This window comes from Deinococcus sp. (genome assembly GCF_030523985.1).
Classification (GTDB): Bacteria; Deinococcota; Deinococci; order Deinococcales; family Deinococcaceae; genus Deinococcus.
Window position 1 is genome coordinate 6340 of record NZ_JAUNHK010000033.1, and the last position, 14514, is coordinate 20853.

Annotated in this window: 18 protein-coding genes; 12 read left to right on the plus strand and 6 right to left on the minus strand. The window is 66.9% G+C overall.

Annotated features, from left to right (window positions below; genetic code table 11):
* On the minus strand, positions 1-215 hold a 215-nt coding region (locus Q4C89_RS06800), incomplete at its 3' end, for a nucleotidyltransferase family protein (protein ID WP_303101852.1).
* 50 nt (positions 216-265) lie between these two features.
* Between Q4C89_RS06800 and Q4C89_RS06805 the strand changes: the two genes are divergently transcribed.
* From Q4C89_RS06805 to speA, 5 genes are all read left to right on the plus strand, one after another.
* The gene (locus tag Q4C89_RS06805; protein WP_303101853.1) at positions 266-646 is read left to right on the plus strand and encodes a RidA family protein; all 381 of its coding nucleotides are present in this window, start codon (positions 266-268) and stop codon (positions 644-646) included.
* Complete coding sequence (locus Q4C89_RS06810; protein WP_303101854.1) at positions 643-1044, plus strand: 4'-phosphopantetheinyl transferase superfamily protein; 402 nt, start codon at positions 643-645, stop codon at positions 1042-1044. Before Q4C89_RS06805 ends, Q4C89_RS06810 begins: the two co-directional genes overlap by 4 nt.
* Positions 1045-1100: 56 nt before the next feature.
* Positions 1101-1679 (plus strand): protein jag, encoded by a 579-nt coding sequence (locus tag Q4C89_RS06815; protein ID WP_303101855.1) that lies wholly within the window; start codon positions 1101-1103, stop codon positions 1677-1679.
* A gap of 75 nt (positions 1680-1754) precedes the next feature.
* Complete coding sequence (prmC, locus tag Q4C89_RS06820) at positions 1755-2603, plus strand: peptide chain release factor N(5)-glutamine methyltransferase (RefSeq protein WP_303101856.1); 849 nt, start codon at positions 1755-1757, stop codon at positions 2601-2603.
* Positions 2604-2727: 124 nt separating this feature from the next.
* Positions 2728-4659: a biosynthetic arginine decarboxylase gene (gene speA, locus Q4C89_RS06825; RefSeq protein ID WP_303101857.1), complete on the plus strand. Its 1932-nt coding sequence runs from the start codon at positions 2728-2730 to the stop codon at positions 4657-4659.
* 61 nt (positions 4660-4720) lie between these two features.
* On the opposite strand, the gene Q4C89_RS06830 is transcribed toward speA, so the two are convergent.
* From Q4C89_RS06830 to Q4C89_RS06840, 3 genes are all read right to left on the minus strand, one after another.
* Entirely contained in the window at positions 4721-4894 is a 174-nt protein-coding gene (locus Q4C89_RS06830; RefSeq protein ID WP_303101858.1) for a hypothetical protein, read from the minus strand.
* 168 nt (positions 4895-5062) lie between these two features.
* Positions 5063-5287: a hypothetical protein gene (locus tag Q4C89_RS06835; protein ID WP_303101859.1), complete on the minus strand. Its 225-nt coding sequence runs from the start codon at positions 5285-5287 to the stop codon at positions 5063-5065.
* Positions 5288-5340: 53 nt separating this feature from the next.
* Complete coding sequence (locus tag Q4C89_RS06840) at positions 5341-5829, minus strand: hypothetical protein (protein WP_303101860.1); 489 nt, start codon at positions 5827-5829, stop codon at positions 5341-5343.
* A 99-nt stretch (positions 5830-5928) separates the two neighbouring features.
* On the opposite strand from Q4C89_RS06840, the gene Q4C89_RS06845 reads away from it, so the two are divergent.
* Positions 5929-6579, plus strand: coding sequence for an MBL fold metallo-hydrolase (locus Q4C89_RS06845; protein WP_303101861.1), 651 nt, complete (start codon positions 5929-5931; stop codon positions 6577-6579).
* Positions 6580-6636: 57 nt separating this feature from the next.
* Here the strand turns inward: Q4C89_RS06845 and Q4C89_RS06850 are convergent, their stop codons facing one another.
* Positions 6637-7671, minus strand: a complete 1035-nt coding sequence (locus tag Q4C89_RS06850) for a response regulator (RefSeq protein ID WP_303101862.1) — start codon at positions 7669-7671, stop codon at positions 6637-6639.
* Between the two features lie 59 nt (positions 7672-7730).
* Between Q4C89_RS06850 and gatB the strand changes: the two genes are divergently transcribed.
* From gatB to mltG, 4 genes are all read left to right on the plus strand, one after another.
* Positions 7731-9185 carry an Asp-tRNA(Asn)/Glu-tRNA(Gln) amidotransferase subunit GatB gene (gene gatB / locus Q4C89_RS06855; protein ID WP_303101863.1) on the plus strand — a complete coding sequence of 485 codons (1455 nt, stop codon included), beginning with the start codon at positions 7731-7733 and terminating at the stop codon, positions 9183-9185.
* A gap of 226 nt (positions 9186-9411) precedes the next feature.
* Positions 9412-10059, plus strand: coding sequence for a hypothetical protein (locus tag Q4C89_RS06860; RefSeq protein ID WP_303101864.1), 648 nt, complete (start codon positions 9412-9414; stop codon positions 10057-10059).
* 46 nt (positions 10060-10105) lie between these two features.
* Positions 10106-11071 carry a carbohydrate kinase family protein gene (locus tag Q4C89_RS06865; protein WP_303101865.1) on the plus strand — a complete coding sequence of 322 codons (966 nt, stop codon included), beginning with the start codon at positions 10106-10108 and terminating at the stop codon, positions 11069-11071.
* Positions 11072-11096: 25 nt separating this feature from the next.
* Positions 11097-12128 carry an endolytic transglycosylase MltG gene (mltG, locus tag Q4C89_RS06870; protein ID WP_303101866.1) on the plus strand — a complete coding sequence of 344 codons (1032 nt, stop codon included), beginning with the start codon at positions 11097-11099 and terminating at the stop codon, positions 12126-12128.
* 78 nt (positions 12129-12206) lie between these two features.
* Here the strand turns inward: mltG and Q4C89_RS06875 are convergent, their stop codons facing one another.
* Positions 12207-13046, minus strand: a complete 840-nt coding sequence (locus Q4C89_RS06875; protein WP_303101867.1) for an alpha/beta fold hydrolase — start codon at positions 13044-13046, stop codon at positions 12207-12209.
* 113 nt (positions 13047-13159) lie between these two features.
* Between Q4C89_RS06875 and Q4C89_RS06880 the strand changes: the two genes are divergently transcribed.
* Together Q4C89_RS06880 and ispF are read left to right on the plus strand one after the other, a co-directional pair.
* On the plus strand, positions 13160-13885 hold the full coding sequence (locus Q4C89_RS06880; RefSeq protein ID WP_303101868.1) for a YebC/PmpR family DNA-binding transcriptional regulator: 726 nt from the start codon (positions 13160-13162) through the stop codon (positions 13883-13885).
* A 35-nt stretch (positions 13886-13920) separates the two neighbouring features.
* A complete protein-coding gene (gene ispF, locus Q4C89_RS06885) occupies positions 13921-14418 on the plus strand; it encodes a 2-C-methyl-D-erythritol 2,4-cyclodiphosphate synthase (RefSeq protein WP_303101869.1) in 498 nt (165 codons plus the stop codon).
* Positions 14419-14514 lie beyond the last annotated feature (96 nt).

Here is a 14514-nt window from a genome sequence, read left to right on the forward strand (position 1 = left end):
TCCTTGACGCGCATCAGGTGCAGCAGGCCCGGCTCCTCACCGGGGGCAAAGTCCACCAGCAGGTCAATGTCGGCGTTGGCCCCCGCCTCGCCCCGCGCCACGCTGCCGAACACCCGGACCCGCGTGACCCCGAGTGAGCGCCACTGCGCCTCGCCCTCCCGAATCAGCGCCGCCACCGACTGAAGGCGCAGATCAGGAAAGAGGGGAGCGGACATGGGGACAGTGTAGTGGCCCGGCAGAAGGGCCGCGCCGCTAGACTGACCCCATGCGGCAGAACATCGGCAGCCAGTCGCCCTGGGAAGACCTCGTGGGCTATTCGCGGGCGGTGCGGGTCGGGCAGGTGGTCCATGTGGCCGGAACCACCGCCACCGTGAACGGGCAGGTCGTGGGGGTCGGGGACGCCTACGAGCAGACCAGGGTGGCCCTCGACCTGATCGCCGGGGCGCTGGCCCAGGCGGGGGCGAGCCTGTCGGACGTGGTGCGGACCCGGCTGTACGTCACCGACATCTCGCGCTGGCAGGACATCGGGCGGGCGCACGGCGAGGTTTTCGGGGCTATCCGGCCCGCCGCGACGATGGTGCAGGTCGCTGCCCTGATCGACCCCGAACATCTGGTCGAAATCGAGGCCGAGGCGCTGCTGCCATGATTGTCGCCGTCGGTCACGACCTGATCGAGATTGCCCGGATTCGCCGGATGCTGGAACGCGAGGGCCAGCGGGCCGAACGGCTCTTTGCGCCCGGTGAACTGGCCTACGCCGCCCGCCTGAGCGACCCCGTGCCCAGCCTCGCCGCCCGCTTTGCCGCCAAGGAAGCCTTTCAGAAGGTCTGGCCCCGGCCCCACGGCTGGCGCGACGTGTGGGTGGAGCGCGAGCGCACGCCAGGCGGCCCCTTTCCCTACGGCCCGCCCGTGCTGGGCTTCTCTCCCGACATCCGCGATGAGATGACGCGGCGCGGCTGGCGGGCGCACCTGTCGCTGACGCACACCAAGGAACATGCCTCGGCGGTCGTGGTGCTGGAAGAAGTGGGGCTGACGGGGGAAGGATAGAGGGTGGCTTCTCCCCCGCCGGAAGACGCTGCACCCATGACGCTAGACTGACGCGCATGGACAACCGCACCAACCTGGACGACTACCTCGCGGGACTGGGCATCAGCGACGCCGACGAAAGCAACTTGCCGCCGCCTGCGCCGGAAGCCGCCGCGACCCTGCCGCCGGGAGGCACCGAGGAAGACCCGCGTGCCGTGCTGGAACGCTTCTTGCACGAACTGGTGGCCCGGATAGACCCCGGTTTGCAGGTGCAGGTGCGCGAAACCGAGGACGCGCTGGAAGCCGACATCAGCGGGGAAAACGCGGCGCGGCTGGCCGGGCGCGACGGGCGCACGCTGGGGGCCATCGAGGTCATCGCCTACGCGGTGCTGACCAAGCGTGCCGGGCGCGGCGACCTGCGGGTGCGGGTGGACGTCGGCGGCTTCCGCAAGCGGCAGGCCGACACGCTGACCAAACTGGCCGAGCGCCTCGCCATTCAGGTCGCCAAGAGCGGCGAAGCCCACGAACTTCAGCCCATGCCCGCCGCCGAGCGCCGCGTCATCCACATCGCCCTCAAGGAAAACCCCGACGTGATGAGCGAATCGGTGGGCGAGGGCGCGGCGCGGCGGCTGATTATCCGGCCCCGGCACGGCTGAGGAGACGGGAGGGGCGGGGAGTCTGGAGGCCGGGCCGAAGTGCCGACCCCGACTCCCCACCCCTCACGGATGCCTATGACCCTCCAAGACCTGCTCTCCCAGGCCACCGAACAGCTTCGGCGGGCGGGTGTCGCCTCTCCGGAAGTGGACGCCCGGCTGCTGCTCGAACATGCCCTGAACCTGAGCCGCACCGCTTTTTTGCTGCGCGGCCATGAGCAGATCGCGCCCGAAGCCGGGGCCAGCGCCTGGACGCTGATTGAGCGGCGGGCGGCCCGTACACCCCTGCAACACCTGCTGGGTGAGGTGGACTGGGGCGGGGTGCGTCTCAAGACCGATGCCCGCGCCCTGATTCCGCGCCCGGAAACCGAGTGGCTGCTGCATCTGGTCATGGGGGACGTGCGGCGGCGGTGTCTGTCTGCTCCGGGCCTGTCTGCTGCGGGCCTACTGGACGTGGGCACCGGGACAGGAGCACTGGCGCTGGCCCTCAAAGCCGCTTTTCCCCAGGCGAACGTGACCGCAAGCGACCTCAGCGCCGACGCGCTGGCCCTGGCGCGTGAGAATGCCGCCCTCAACGGCCTGAGCGTGACCTTCGTGCAGGCCGACCTGCTCGCCGGGCTGGACGGGCCGTTCGACCTCATCGTGTCCAATCCGCCGTACCTGCCCGACGCTGACCGTGAACAGGCCGACCCTGAAGTGCGCTGCGACCCCACGCTGGCGCTGTATGCCGGGGCCGATGGCCTGGAACTCGCCCGCCCTTTGGCAGCGGAAGCGGCGGCGCGGCTCAGTCCTGGCGGCCTGCTGTGGCTCGAACTCGACCCGCGCAACGCCCCGACCTTCGCTGCCGAACTGAACGGGGCGGGCTGGGTAGCCGAGGTTCATGCCGATCTGGTTGGACGCGAACGGTTCATTCGGGCCACCCGCTAAGAAACTCTGACATTTTCGTGTGTCCTGTGTCCTATCATGCTCGGCGGTTTCGCACGGCGTCCGTTGAGTGTCCGCACTCCGAACCCCGCGCACGGCGAGCCTACCTACCCTCAGGAGGAGCGCTATGACGACTGCCAATCCCCTTAGCACCAACTTCACCACCGCCGACGCCGCCGAGTTGTACCAGATTCCCAACTGGTCGGGCGGCTGGTTCAGGGTGTCCGACAAAGGCATGGTCGAGGCCACCCCCGCGCCGGGGCTGCACGCCTCGCTGCGCGCCATCGTGGACGAAATCGTGGACCGGGGCGAGAGCCTGCCCGTCATCCTGCGGTTTCCGCAGATTCTGGCGGGGCGGGTCAAGCACCTGAACGAAGCGTTTCAGGCCGCCATCAACGAGTACAACTACTCCGGGCACTACCAGGGCGTGTTTCCCATCAAGGTCAACCAGCGCCGCGCCGTAGTCGAAACGGTAGCGGCGGCGGGCTACGACTACGCCCACGGCCTGGAAGCCGGGTCGAAGGCCGAACTCGCGCTGTGCCTCGCCCAGAAGATGCACCCCGACGCGCTGCTGTGCTGCAACGGCTTCAAAGACGACGGCTTTATCAAGCTCGCCCTGTGGGGCCGCACGCTCGGCAAGAACGTGGTCATCACCATCGAGAAGTTCACCGAACTCGACCGCATCCTCAAGCAGGCCAAGGCGCTGGGCGTGAGGCCCGCCGTCGGGGTGCGCTTCAAGCTGCACGCCCGTGGCTCGGGCCAGTGGGAAGAGTCGGGCGGCGACCAGGCCAAGTTCGGCCTCAACGCCTACGAACTGCTGCGTGTGGTCGAGCGCCTGAAAGAAGAGAACATGCTCGACAGCCTGGTGATGCTGCACACCCACATCGGATCGCAGATCACCGACATTCGCCGCGTGAAGGTGGCCGTGCGCGAGGCGGCGCAGACCTACGCGGGCCTGATCGCGGCGGGTGCCGACCTCAAGTACCTCAACGTGGGCGGCGGCCTGGGCGTGGACTACGACGGGTCGAAAACGACCTTCTACGCTTCCATGAACTACACGGTCAAGGAGTACGCCGCCGACATCGTGTACACCGTGCAGGAAGTCTGCAAGTCGCGTGAAGTGCCCGAACCCATCATCGTCTCCGAGTCGGGCCGGGCGCTGACCGCCCACCACGCCGTCATGATTCTGCCGGTGGTGGACGTGACCGGGCCGACCCGCAACCTCGAAGACCAGGAACTGACGGTGCCCGGCGAGGACAGCCACCAGATCGTGCGCGACATGTACGAGATTCTGGAAAACATCTCCATGCGCAACTACCGCGAGTCGTACAACGACGCGGTGGGCGACAAGCAGACGCTGCACAACCTCTTCGACCTCGGCTACGTGACGCTGCAAGACCGCGCCAAGGGTGAGGCGCTGTTCAACGCCATCCTCCGCAAGATCGCCAAGCTGATTCAGCATGAAAAGTACGTGCCCGACGAACTCGAAGACCTGCAAAAGGTGCTGGCCGACAAGTACATCTGCAACTTTTCGCTGTTCCAGAGCCTGCCCGACAACTGGGCGATCGGGGCGCTCTTTCCCATCGTGCCGCTCGACCGCCTGGGCGAAAAACCCACCCGGCAGGCCACGCTGGTGGACATCACCTGCGACTCGGACGGCAAGGTCGAGAAATTCATCGACCTGCGCGACGTGAAATCCACCCTGCCGCTGCACGAACCCGGCGACCAGCCCTACTACCTGGGCGCGTTCCTGATGGGCGCGTATCAGGACGTGCTGGGCAGCGCCCACAACCTGTTCGGCAAGGTCAGCGAGGCGCATGTCACCGTGCGGCCCGGCGGCAGGTACAACATCGACCTGTTCGTGCGCGGGCAAAAGGCGCGGCGCATGATCGAGTCGATGGGCTACGAAGAGCCGATGCTGCGCGACGCCATCGAGGATCAGGCCGACGAAGCCATCAAGCGCGGCACGCTGACCCAGGAGCAAGAACACGAACTGCTGGAAGACTACGGCGAGGAGCTGCTGGGCTACACCTACCTCGAATACGAGAACGAGAGCTGAACCCTTTTTCCCCATAGCCCCGGAAGCCCCTGTAGTTCTGAAAAGCAGGGCGCTTCCGGGGCTACTTTTTGCCCCTGCCCTCCTCTGCTCCGTACATCTTCTGAAGGCGCACGTAGTCCACCTTGGCGTTGTGCCGCCGGTCGAGCGGGATTTCGGCCACTTCGCGAATGTCCTGCAGGCGCGCCCAGGCGAGTGCCTCGGCCAGCGCGGGGTCGGGGTCGTCCTGCCACTCCACGCCAGGGAGACAGGGCGAAAGCGGCGGCGCTCAGGTAGATCGGTCCCGCTCAGACCCAGCCGCTCGCCAGCAGCAACGGTAAAACACCAGGCCGCAGCAGCGGAAAACGCTCGGCCTGGTACTGCCACCAACGGGTCACGGGCACCAGCGGTTCATGAGGGCGGAAGCTTAGCGCCGACGGCTCAGGCCCAAGCCCAGCAAAAAGCCGCCCAGGACAGCGACGGACGCACCCAGCACACTGTGGGGAATGGGGTTGGCGAAGTCGCGGCTCCGCAGGGCGGACACGGCAATCCACTGTTTCCAGACCTCGAACTCGCTGTAGACGAAGATGCCGATGCCCACCAGCAGGGCGATGGTGCCGAGGACAGCGCTGACGCGGGAAAGAACGACCATGCCCGAATTGTAGTTGTTCTGACGCTCTGCGCCCTTCAGCTTCTGTGAGGCCTTCAGCGTCCGTGAGGGGTCGCGTCCATCCAGGCGGTCAGGGCCACACTCAACCCGTCCGCGCCCGTCACGACCACCGGCACGTCCAGCGAGGCGGCGGCACTCGCGGCGACGCATTCGCCCGTGTCCTGACTGGCGGCACCGGCCCCCGTCCAGGCGGGAAATTCGCCGCCCTCGGCGTAGGCCGCGCCGCCCATGTCCTCGACCAGGGTCTGCGGCAGCGTGACCGCCGGGCCTGAAGCCAGCGCCCGCTCGGCGACCACCAGCACGCCCCGGTACTGGCCTTCTCGCAGGCTGCCCAGCAGCGGGGTCACGCCCTCGTGAACCAGCAGGTCGACCGTGCCTTTGCCGTCTACAGCAGCGAGCGCGGCAGGCACGCCCGAGGCGAGGTGAGGTGGGGCCGCCACCAGCCAGCGGTGTCCTCCGGCCCGGCCCTCGAAGCAGGCGCGGGGAGAGCCGTACACGTCCGTCCAGGTGCGGGTGTGTTGCATGGGTTCATGATGGGGCATGGCGGGCCGCAGGCACAACGCGGCGTTCCTGCGGCAGTGGCGGCGCGGTGCAGGATTTGCGTGCAAGCTATGCTGCCGGGCATGACGCTTCCCCTTCCCCGGACGCACGGCCCGGTTCGGCTGTGGTCGGTGCCCACCGGCCCCCTTCAGGAAAATGCCCTGCTGGTCGCGGGCACACAGAACCAGGGCTTTCTGATCGACCCCGGCGACGACGCCGAGCGGCTGCTGGCCCTGATTCGCGAAACGGGCGTGCAGGTGCAGGCCATCCTGCTCACGCACGGGCATTTCGACCACATCGGGGCCGTCGAGCCGCTGCGGGCCGCGCTGGGCGTGCCAGTCTACCTGCACCCCGCCGACCTGCCGCTCTACCGCCTGGGCGAAGCCTCTGCCGGGCGCTGGAACCTGCCGTTCACCCAGCCGCGTGACCCCGAACACCCCATCGCGCAGGGGCAAACCTTCACGGCAGGCGACCTGACCCTGACCGCCCGCGAATTGCCGGGCCACGCACCGGGCCACGTCATCTTCGTCGGAGACGGGTTCGTGGTGGCGGGCGACACCCTTTTCGCAGGCGGGATCGGGCGCACCGACCTGCCCGGAGGCAACCACAACCAGCTCATGGAGGGCATCGGACGCGAACTGCTGACCCTGCCCGACGACACCTCGGTCTACCCCGGTCACGGCGGCTGGACGACGGTGGGCCGCGAAAAGCGCAGCAATCCGTTTTTGGGTTGAGTGTTGAGGGTGAAGGGGAGAGGGTTTTTCCTCTTCACCCTCTCCCCTCCGCCCTTCTCAATCCCCGTCGATAGACCACCACGCCTCGCGCTGGGCGGCGAGGCGGGCGCGGGGGTCGCCGATGGTATCGAGCACCCTGGCGAGGCCCTGCCAGTCCTGCTCGCTCATGGGGTCGATGCTCAGCGCCCGCTGGTGGAACTGCGCGGCTTCCTTGGGCTTGCCCGCCTCGGTGGAGGCGCGGGCGGCCAGGCCCAGCAGGCTCATCTGGGTCTGTTCCAGGCGGGCGCGAACGTCGTCCACCCACGGGCTGTCGGCTCCGGGCAGGAAGGTGCCGTACTGCCCGACGAGTTCCTTGAGTTCCTCGTAGCCCAGGCTGCCCGCTTCGGCCTGCTGCGCCAGCAGTTCGTAGCGCTGCACGTCGTATTCGGGGTTGAGGGTGCCTGCCAGCGCATACTTGCGGTTTTGTGACACCACGGCTTCGTTGTTCAGGCTCTTGCGCAGGCGGTGCAGCGTGGTGTGAAACAGGCTGCTGGCCCGCGACTCGTCCTTTTCGGGCCACAGGGCTTCGGCGGCTTCCCAACTGGTGACTTCTTTGTGTTCGAGCAGGAAGAAAAACAGTTCGAGCGCCTTACGCGACACCCACGACACCTGCCCCCCCTGCCAGATGACCTGCGCGGTGCCCAGCGCCTTGGCCTGCGTGCCGCTCTCGGCCTGGGCGGTCAGCCCCACGCGGCGCAACCTGGCATCCACAGCGGTGGTCAGGTCGGCGGGGGTAAAGGGCTTGGGCAGGTAATCGTCGGCCCCCAGGTTCATGCCCCGGCGCACGTCGCTGCGTTCGGCGTGGCTGGAAAGGAGGATAAACGGCATGGCCGAGAGGTGGTCGTGGTCGCGCACCTGCTCCAGAAATTCCAGGCCCGTCATGTAGGGCATCACCACGTCGCTGATGATGAGGTCGGGCACGAACACCTTGAGCAGGTCGAGTGCTTCGACAGGGTGGCTGCTGGTGCGAACCTCATGCCCGGCGCGACTGAGGATGACACTGATGAGCTTGACAATGGCAACGTCGTCGTCCACAACCAGAATGCGCGGCATGTTAAAAGTCTAACAGTTCTGCCGCCCCCTCTCCCCCCGCCCCCGCTATCCTGGGCGGCATGTCGTACCGCGCCGTCATCGGCCTCGAAGTGCATTTGCAACTCAAGACCCGCTCCAAGATTTTCAGCGCCTGCCCGCAGGACTACCACGGCGCGGAGCCGAACGAGTTCACCGACCCCTTTACCCTGGGGCTGCCCGGCACGCTGCCGACGCTCAACCGCGAGGCCGTGGAACTGGCGATGATGTTCGGCCTGGGTCTGAACTGTGACGTGTCGGGCTTTACCCAGTTTCACCGCAAGAACTACTTCTACCCCGACGCGCCCAAGAACTTTCAGCTCTCGCAGTACGACCGCCCGATTGCGCGGGACGGCTACCTGGACGTGCCCGGCAAAGACGGCCCCGAACGCATCCGCATCAAGCGGGCGCACCTCGAAGACGACGCGGGCAAGCTGGTTCACCCGACCTACGCGCCGTACTCGCTGCTCGACCTCAACCGCGCTGGCTCCAGTCTGCTGGAAATGGTGACCGAGGCCGACATCACGGGCGCCGAGCAGGCCCGCGCCTTTCTGGAAAGCGTGCAGGCCATCGCGCAGGCCCTCGGCGTGTCCGACGCCACCCCCGAAGAAGGCAAGATGCGCTGCGACGTGAATATTTCTATTCACAAGGAGGGCCAGCCCTGGGGCACGAAGGTGGAGGTCAAGAACCTCAACTCCTTCCGCAGCGTGGCCCGCGCCATCGAGTACGAAACCGCTCGGCAGGCCCGCGTGCTGGACGGCGGCGGCAAAATCACGCAGGACACGCTGGGCTGGGACGAAGGCGGTCAAAAGACCTTCCTGATGCGTACCAAGGAAGGCGAGGCCGACTACCGCTATTTCCCCGAACCCGACCTGCCCCCGCTGGACATCACGCCCGAGTGGATTGCCGAGGTGAAGGCCAGAATGCCCGAACTGCCCGCGCAGAAGCTGGAACGCTACCGCGCCGCAGGTGTGCGCGAGAGTGACGCCCATACGCTCAGCCTCAGCGTGCCGCTGTCGCGCTTTTACGACGAGGCGCTGCAAGGCGGCCCAGATGCCCAGAAAACCGACGCCCAAAAACCCGACGCGCAGAAGCTGGCGAACTGGCTACTGACCGACGTGGCTGGGGCTTTGGCCGCGCAGGAAATCAGCATCGGGGAGAGCCGACTGCAACCCGCCCACCTCGCCACTCTGGTGAGGCTGATTGACGCAGGCACCATCAGCGGCAAAATCGCCAAAGACCTGCTGCCCGACGTGATGGGGGGCCAAGACCCCGCCGCGCTGGTGCAGGAGCGTGGGCTGAGCGTGGTCACCGACACCGCCGCCATCGACGCCGCCATCGACGCCGCGATGCAGGCCGACCCCGCCACCGTGGAGAAGGTGCGGGCGGGGAACACCAAGGCCATGAACGCGCTGTTCGGCCCCGTGATGAAGGCGATGGGCGGCAAGGCCGAGCCAGGGGTGGTGCGCGAACGCCTGAGCGCCAAGCTGGGGCTGTGAAGGCCCGCGTAGTTCGCCGTCTGGAGGTCAAACCGTCTAAAGGTCTAACCGCAACATCTTTCAGGCGTTTAGAGCATTCGGCAGACGAAACACTTGCGTTTTCGACCCTCTCCCCTCGTGGGAGACTCGTTAGAGCTGCTTGCAGAGGGCCTCGCGCAGCGAGGGGTGAGGGGGCGTCCAGACCAATTTTTTCTGTCCAACGTTCTCGACCTGCCACGGGGCAACCGTGAACCGCTGGCGCACCCCCGCCCTCGTCGCGCAGGCCGCCTACGTGCTGGCGTCGTTTGGTGTCACGGCCTATACGCTGCTGCCGGGGCTGAACGAGGGCACGGTGATTTCGGCGCTGCGCTCACTGCTGGCGGGGCTGGTGGGCGCGTGGTGGGCGGTCGTCTTCGGGCGCTACGTGCAGGGGCAAGCCACGCCCGACACCGACGGCACCCTCCGCGCCCTCCAGGTCTTTTTTCCCTGGCTGACCGCGCTGCGCCTGAGCCTGTGGCTGGTGGGGCTGCTCGCCGCCAGCGACCTGAACTGGGCCGAGGTCAACCCGGTGGCCTTTACCGCCCTGCAAACCCTGGCGCTGGCCTACGCGCTCGCCAAAAATGCCGTGTACGGCACACTGGCCCGCTTTGCCGCCAACCCGCAAAGCACGCTGGGCCGCCTGCGTCTGGGCCAGTGGCTCAATCTCGCCGCGCCGCTGGCCCTGGCGATTGGCGTGATCAACGTGGTGCCGATGCGCGGCCTGGGGCAAGGCCAGGACCCCGGCGTCCTGCTGATGTATGGCGGCTACGCGGTGCTCGACCTGCTGGCGCTGGGCCTGAGCCTGCTGGCGCTGCGAGAGATGCCCGGAGCGGAACCGTCGGAGCGAGCGCCATGAGGGGATACCTGCCCCCCGACCGCCCTTGCTATCCTGTGGCCCACGCATGACAGACGCCTCTTCCTCGGCTTTGCTGGTGTCTCTGGGCGACCTCGCCTGGGACGTGCTGGCCAAGCCCGATACCCTGCTGCTTCCGGGCGGCGACACCACCGGACGGCTGGAACTTTCGGGCGGGGGCAGCGCCGCCAACCTCGCGGTCTGGGCGGCCCGGCTGGGCACCCCCACCACCTTCGTCGGCAAGATAGGCCGTGACCGCTTTGGCGAACTGGCAACTGCCGAACTGGAAGCCGAAGGGGTGCGGGCCGCCGTGATCGCCAGCGAGCAGCACCCGACGGGCGTGATTCTGGCGCTGATAGACCGCCGGGGCCAGCGGGCCATGCTGACCGGGCAGGGGGCCGACTGGGAACTGCTGCCCGCTGAACTGCCCCGCGAGGTGCTGTCGGGGGCCGGGCACCTGCACCTGACCGCCTGGAGCCTCTTTCGTGACCCGCCCCGCGCCGCCGCGCTCGAAGCCGCCCGCGTTGCCAAAGCCGCCGGAGCGACCCTCAGCCTCGACCCCGGCAGCTTTCAGATGATTCAGCAACTGGGCCGCGAACAGTTTCTGCACATCGTGGACGATGTCCCGTTCGACCTGATTTTTCCCAACGACGACGAAGCCTTCGCCATGAGCGGGCAGCAGGAGCACGGCGCGGCGCTCGACTGGCTGCGTGAGCGCTACCCGCAGGCGCTGGTGGTGCTGAAGATGGACGAAGACGGCGCCCTGCTTGAAGGCCCGCAGACGCCCCGCGTGCATGTGCCTGCCACCCGTGACCGACTGGTGGACGCCACCGGAGCCGGAGACGCCTTCGGGGGCGCTTTCCTGTCGCAGTGGCTGACCCACCGGAACGCCGAAGCCGCCGCCAGAGTCGCCGTGCAGGTGGGCGGCTGGGTGGTGTCGCACTTCGGCGCCCGTCCGCCCGCCGATGCAAACCTGCACAGTCGCCTGAGCGCCGCTGGTGTCAAACTCTCCTGAGTCTGCTTTTCCCCTGAGGTAATTTATGACGACCCTTTCACCCAAACGCGGCCTGCCCCTGTGGGCCTCCATTTTGCTGGCCCTCATTGTGCTGGGACTGCTCGCCGCGCTGGGCGCCTTCCTGTATTTCCGCAGCCTGTTCGGGGCAGCGGGCGGCCCGGCCTACACCCTCGAAGTTGCCAAGGGCGAAACCGTCTCCCAAATCGGCCGCGAGTTGCAGGACAAGGGCATCGTCAAAGACGCCCGCATCTTCCGCTATGTCATGGGCCAGACCGGGGTGGCGAGCCGCCTCAAGGAAGGCGCGTATGACCTCAACGGCAACATGACCGTAGACCAAGTGGTCAAGACGCTGGACGGCCCGGCGCGTATTCCGGTGGTCAACGTGACCATTCCCGAGGGGCGGCGCATCAAGGACCTGCCCGCCATCTTCGAGAAAGCCGGATTCGACAAGGCCGCCATCGCAGCGGCACTGAACGACCCGACCTTCAGCACCTACGCCAACGGCAAGCAGAAGAACCTCGAAGGCTTCGTGTTTCCGGCGACCTACGAATTCCGGCCCAAGGACAGCGCCACAGAAATCGTGAAAAAGATGGTGGCCCGCATGGAAACCGAGTTCACGCCCGAAAACGTCGCCAAGGCCGGGGCGCTGGGCCTGAGCGTGCGCGACTGGGTGATTCTGGCGAGCATGGTGCAGGCCGAGGCCGCCAACAACGGCGAAATGCCCATCATCGCCGGAGTGTTTCTCAATCGCCTGCGCGACGGCATCGCCCTGGGCAGCGACCCCACGGTGGCCTACGGCCTGGGCAAAGACCTGCCCGAACTCGACCGGAGCGCGGGCGACTTCAAGATCGACACGCCCTACAGCACCTACACCCGCCAGGGCCTCCCGGCTGGCCCCATCAACAACCCTGGGACGCCCGCCTTGCAGAGTGTCCTGAACGCCCAGCGGCAACTGGCCGACGGACGCGACGCCCTGTACTTCCTGCACGCGGGCGGCAAAATCTACGTGAACCACACCTACGCCGAGCACCTGCGGGACAACGACCTGTACCGCTGAGGGTTGAGAGTGGAGGGTAGAGGGTGAGGAGCGAAAAGCTTCCTTACTCTCTACCCTCTGCCCTTTACCCTCCGTTCTTCACCCTTCCAGAAACGCCAGCAACTCCTGATTGACCCGCAGCGCCTCGTCGCGCATCACCCAGTGGGTCGCTTTCGGGAACTTGATGGTTTTCAGGTTCGGCACCCACTTGCCCAGGTCGTCGGCCAGTTCCGGCACCAGCGCCATGTCCTTTTCGCCCCACAGCAGCAGGGTGGGCGCAGCGACGTGGCGGCCTTTGACGTTACCGAAGCGAATCAGGGCGCGGTAGTAGTTCAGCATGGCGGTGGCGGCACCGGGCTGCGTCCAAGCCGCGTGGTAGAGCTTCATGTCTGCCTCGCTGTAGCTGCCTGCCCGTGCCCCCCCCAGCGCCCAGCGGCCAAAGGGCACCAGCAGGCGCTCGGGCAACCAGGGCAACTGGAAAAAACCCACGTACCAAGACCGCTTTTTCTGCTCGGGACGGCGCAATTCCCGCCCAAAGGCGCCGGGGTGTGGGGCGTTGAGAATCGCCAGCCGCTCCACTACATCGGGCCGCGAGATGGCGACCGCCCAGGCAATCACGCCGCCCCAGTCGTGGCCGACGATGTGGGCACGGTCATGGCCCAGGTCACGAATCAGCGCCGCTACGTCGCCTACCAGTGTTTCGATCCGGTAGCTCTCCACCCCCAGCGGCTTTTCGCTGAGGCCATAGCCGCGCAGGTCGGGCGCGACCACCCGGAATCCGGCGCGGGCCAGCGGCCCGATTTGACGGTCCCAGGCGTGCCAGAACTCGGGAAAGCCATGCAGCAACAAGACCAGGGGGCCACCTTCCGGCCCGGCCTCGGCGCAGTGCAGCCGCACGCCGCCTGCCAAGCGCTCGGTGTGGACGATTTCGGTAGACATGACCCACAATACCCGCCGCTAACGCGCCTGCGCGCTAGAATGCGCCCCGCTGCCGCCCCCCAGCGTGAGCGGGCGCAAAAACACATTTATTTATTTTCGAGGAGAACTGAACAATGGCCGGTCATAGCAAGTGGGCGCAAATCAAGCGCAAAAAGGGAGCCAACGACAAGAAACGCAGCGCGATGTACTCCAAGCACATCCGCGCCATTCAGGCCGCCGTGCGTGCCGGGGGCAGCGGTGACCCCGCCGCCAACCTGAGCCTGAAAAACGCGATTGCCGCCGCCAAAACCGACACGGTGCCCAACGACAACATCGAAAACGCCATCAAGCGTGCGGTGGGCGCGGGCGAAGGCGCCGCCGACTACAAAGAGCAGACCTACGAAGGCTACGGCCCCGGCGGCACCGCCATTTTCATCGAGACGCTGACCGACAACGTCAACCGCACCGTGGCCGACATTCGCGCCGTGTTCAACAAGCGCGGCGGTTCCTTGGGCAACAGCGGCAGCGTGGCGTGGCAGTTCGAGAAAAAGGGCATCGTCCTGATTCGGGACACCAGCGAGGCCGCGCAGGAAGTCGCCATCGAGAACGGGGCCGAGGACATTCAGGAATCCGAGGAGGGGTTGGAAATCAGCACCGCCCCTGCCGACCTCTACGCCGTGCAAGACGCCCTGAGCGCTGCCGGGTACGCCGTCGAGAGCGGTCAAATCACCATGCTGCCCACCAACACGGTGGCGGTGAGCGGCGACGACGCCCGCAAGCTCGAAACCCTCATCGAGTACCTCGAAGAACTCGACGACGTGCAAAACGTCTACAGCAACGCCGAGTTTCCCGAGGAATAACGCGGCGGGGGGCAGGCCCGGTTTATTCTCACCCCATGTCTGTCCCGCTTTCCTCTTCCTTGCCTTACCGCATCGGGTACGGCGAAGACGCCCACCGCCTCGCTCCGGGACTTTCCCTGGTGCTGGGCGGTGTTTCTATTCCCTCCGAGCGCGGCGCGGTGGCCCATTCGGACGGAGACGCGGCGCTGCATACCGTGGCGGACGCGCTGCTCTCTAGCCTCGCGCTGGGCGACATCGGGCAGTATTTCCCCGACACCGCCGCCGAGTGGCAGGGCATGGACTCGCGGGTCATCGTGGAGCGGGCGCTGGCACTGGTGCGCGAACGTGGCTACGCTCCGGTCAACCTGGCGCTGGTAATTACCCTCGACCGACCCAAGCTGGGGCCGCTGCGGGCCGAGATTGCCGCGTCGGTGGCCCGGTTGCTGGGGCTGCCGCAGAGCGAAGTGGGCGTCAGCTTCAAGACCTCCGAGGGGCTGGCCCCCGACCATGTGCAGGCGCGGGCGACGGTGCTGCTGGCCCGGCAAAACGCCTGAGCATGTCACCGCTGGCCTACGACATCGTGGGGGACGTGCATGGCTGCGCCGACGAACTGCGCGACCTGCTCGGCGTGCTGGGCTACCGCCTGCGCA

Bases quoted from the DNA above. Each gene is read 5' to 3' on its own strand.
- Q4C89_RS06805 (WP_303101853.1), top strand. From the start codon at position 266: ATGCGGCAGAACATCGGCAGCCAGTCGCCCTGGGAAGACCTCGTGGGC.
- Q4C89_RS06810 (WP_303101854.1), top strand. From the start codon at position 643: ATGATTGTCGCCGTCGGTCACGACCTGATCGAGATTGCCCGGATTCGC.
- Q4C89_RS06815 (WP_303101855.1), top strand. From the start codon at position 1,101: ATGGACAACCGCACCAACCTGGACGACTACCTCGCGGGACTGGGCATC.
- prmC (WP_303101856.1), top strand. From the start codon at position 1,755: ATGACCCTCCAAGACCTGCTCTCCCAGGCCACCGAACAGCTTCGGCGG.
- speA (WP_303101857.1), top strand. From the start codon at position 2,728: ATGACGACTGCCAATCCCCTTAGCACCAACTTCACCACCGCCGACGCC.
- Q4C89_RS06835 (WP_303101859.1), bottom strand. From the start codon at position 5,287: ATGGTCGTTCTTTCCCGCGTCAGCGCTGTCCTCGGCACCATCGCCCTG.
- Q4C89_RS06840 (WP_303101860.1), bottom strand. From the start codon at position 5,829: ATGCAACACACCCGCACCTGGACGGACGTGTACGGCTCTCCCCGCGCC.
- Q4C89_RS06845 (WP_303101861.1), top strand. From the start codon at position 5,929: ATGACGCTTCCCCTTCCCCGGACGCACGGCCCGGTTCGGCTGTGGTCG.
- Q4C89_RS06850 (WP_303101862.1), bottom strand. From the start codon at position 7,671: ATGCCGCGCATTCTGGTTGTGGACGACGACGTTGCCATTGTCAAGCTC.
- gatB (WP_303101863.1), top strand. From the start codon at position 7,731: ATGTCGTACCGCGCCGTCATCGGCCTCGAAGTGCATTTGCAACTCAAG.
- Q4C89_RS06865 (WP_303101865.1), top strand. From the start codon at position 10,106: ATGACAGACGCCTCTTCCTCGGCTTTGCTGGTGTCTCTGGGCGACCTC.
- mltG (WP_303101866.1), top strand. From the start codon at position 11,097: ATGACGACCCTTTCACCCAAACGCGGCCTGCCCCTGTGGGCCTCCATT.
- Q4C89_RS06875 (WP_303101867.1), bottom strand. From the start codon at position 13,046: ATGTCTACCGAAATCGTCCACACCGAGCGCTTGGCAGGCGGCGTGCGG.
- Q4C89_RS06880 (WP_303101868.1), top strand. From the start codon at position 13,160: ATGGCCGGTCATAGCAAGTGGGCGCAAATCAAGCGCAAAAAGGGAGCC.
- ispF (WP_303101869.1), top strand. From the start codon at position 13,921: ATGTCTGTCCCGCTTTCCTCTTCCTTGCCTTACCGCATCGGGTACGGC.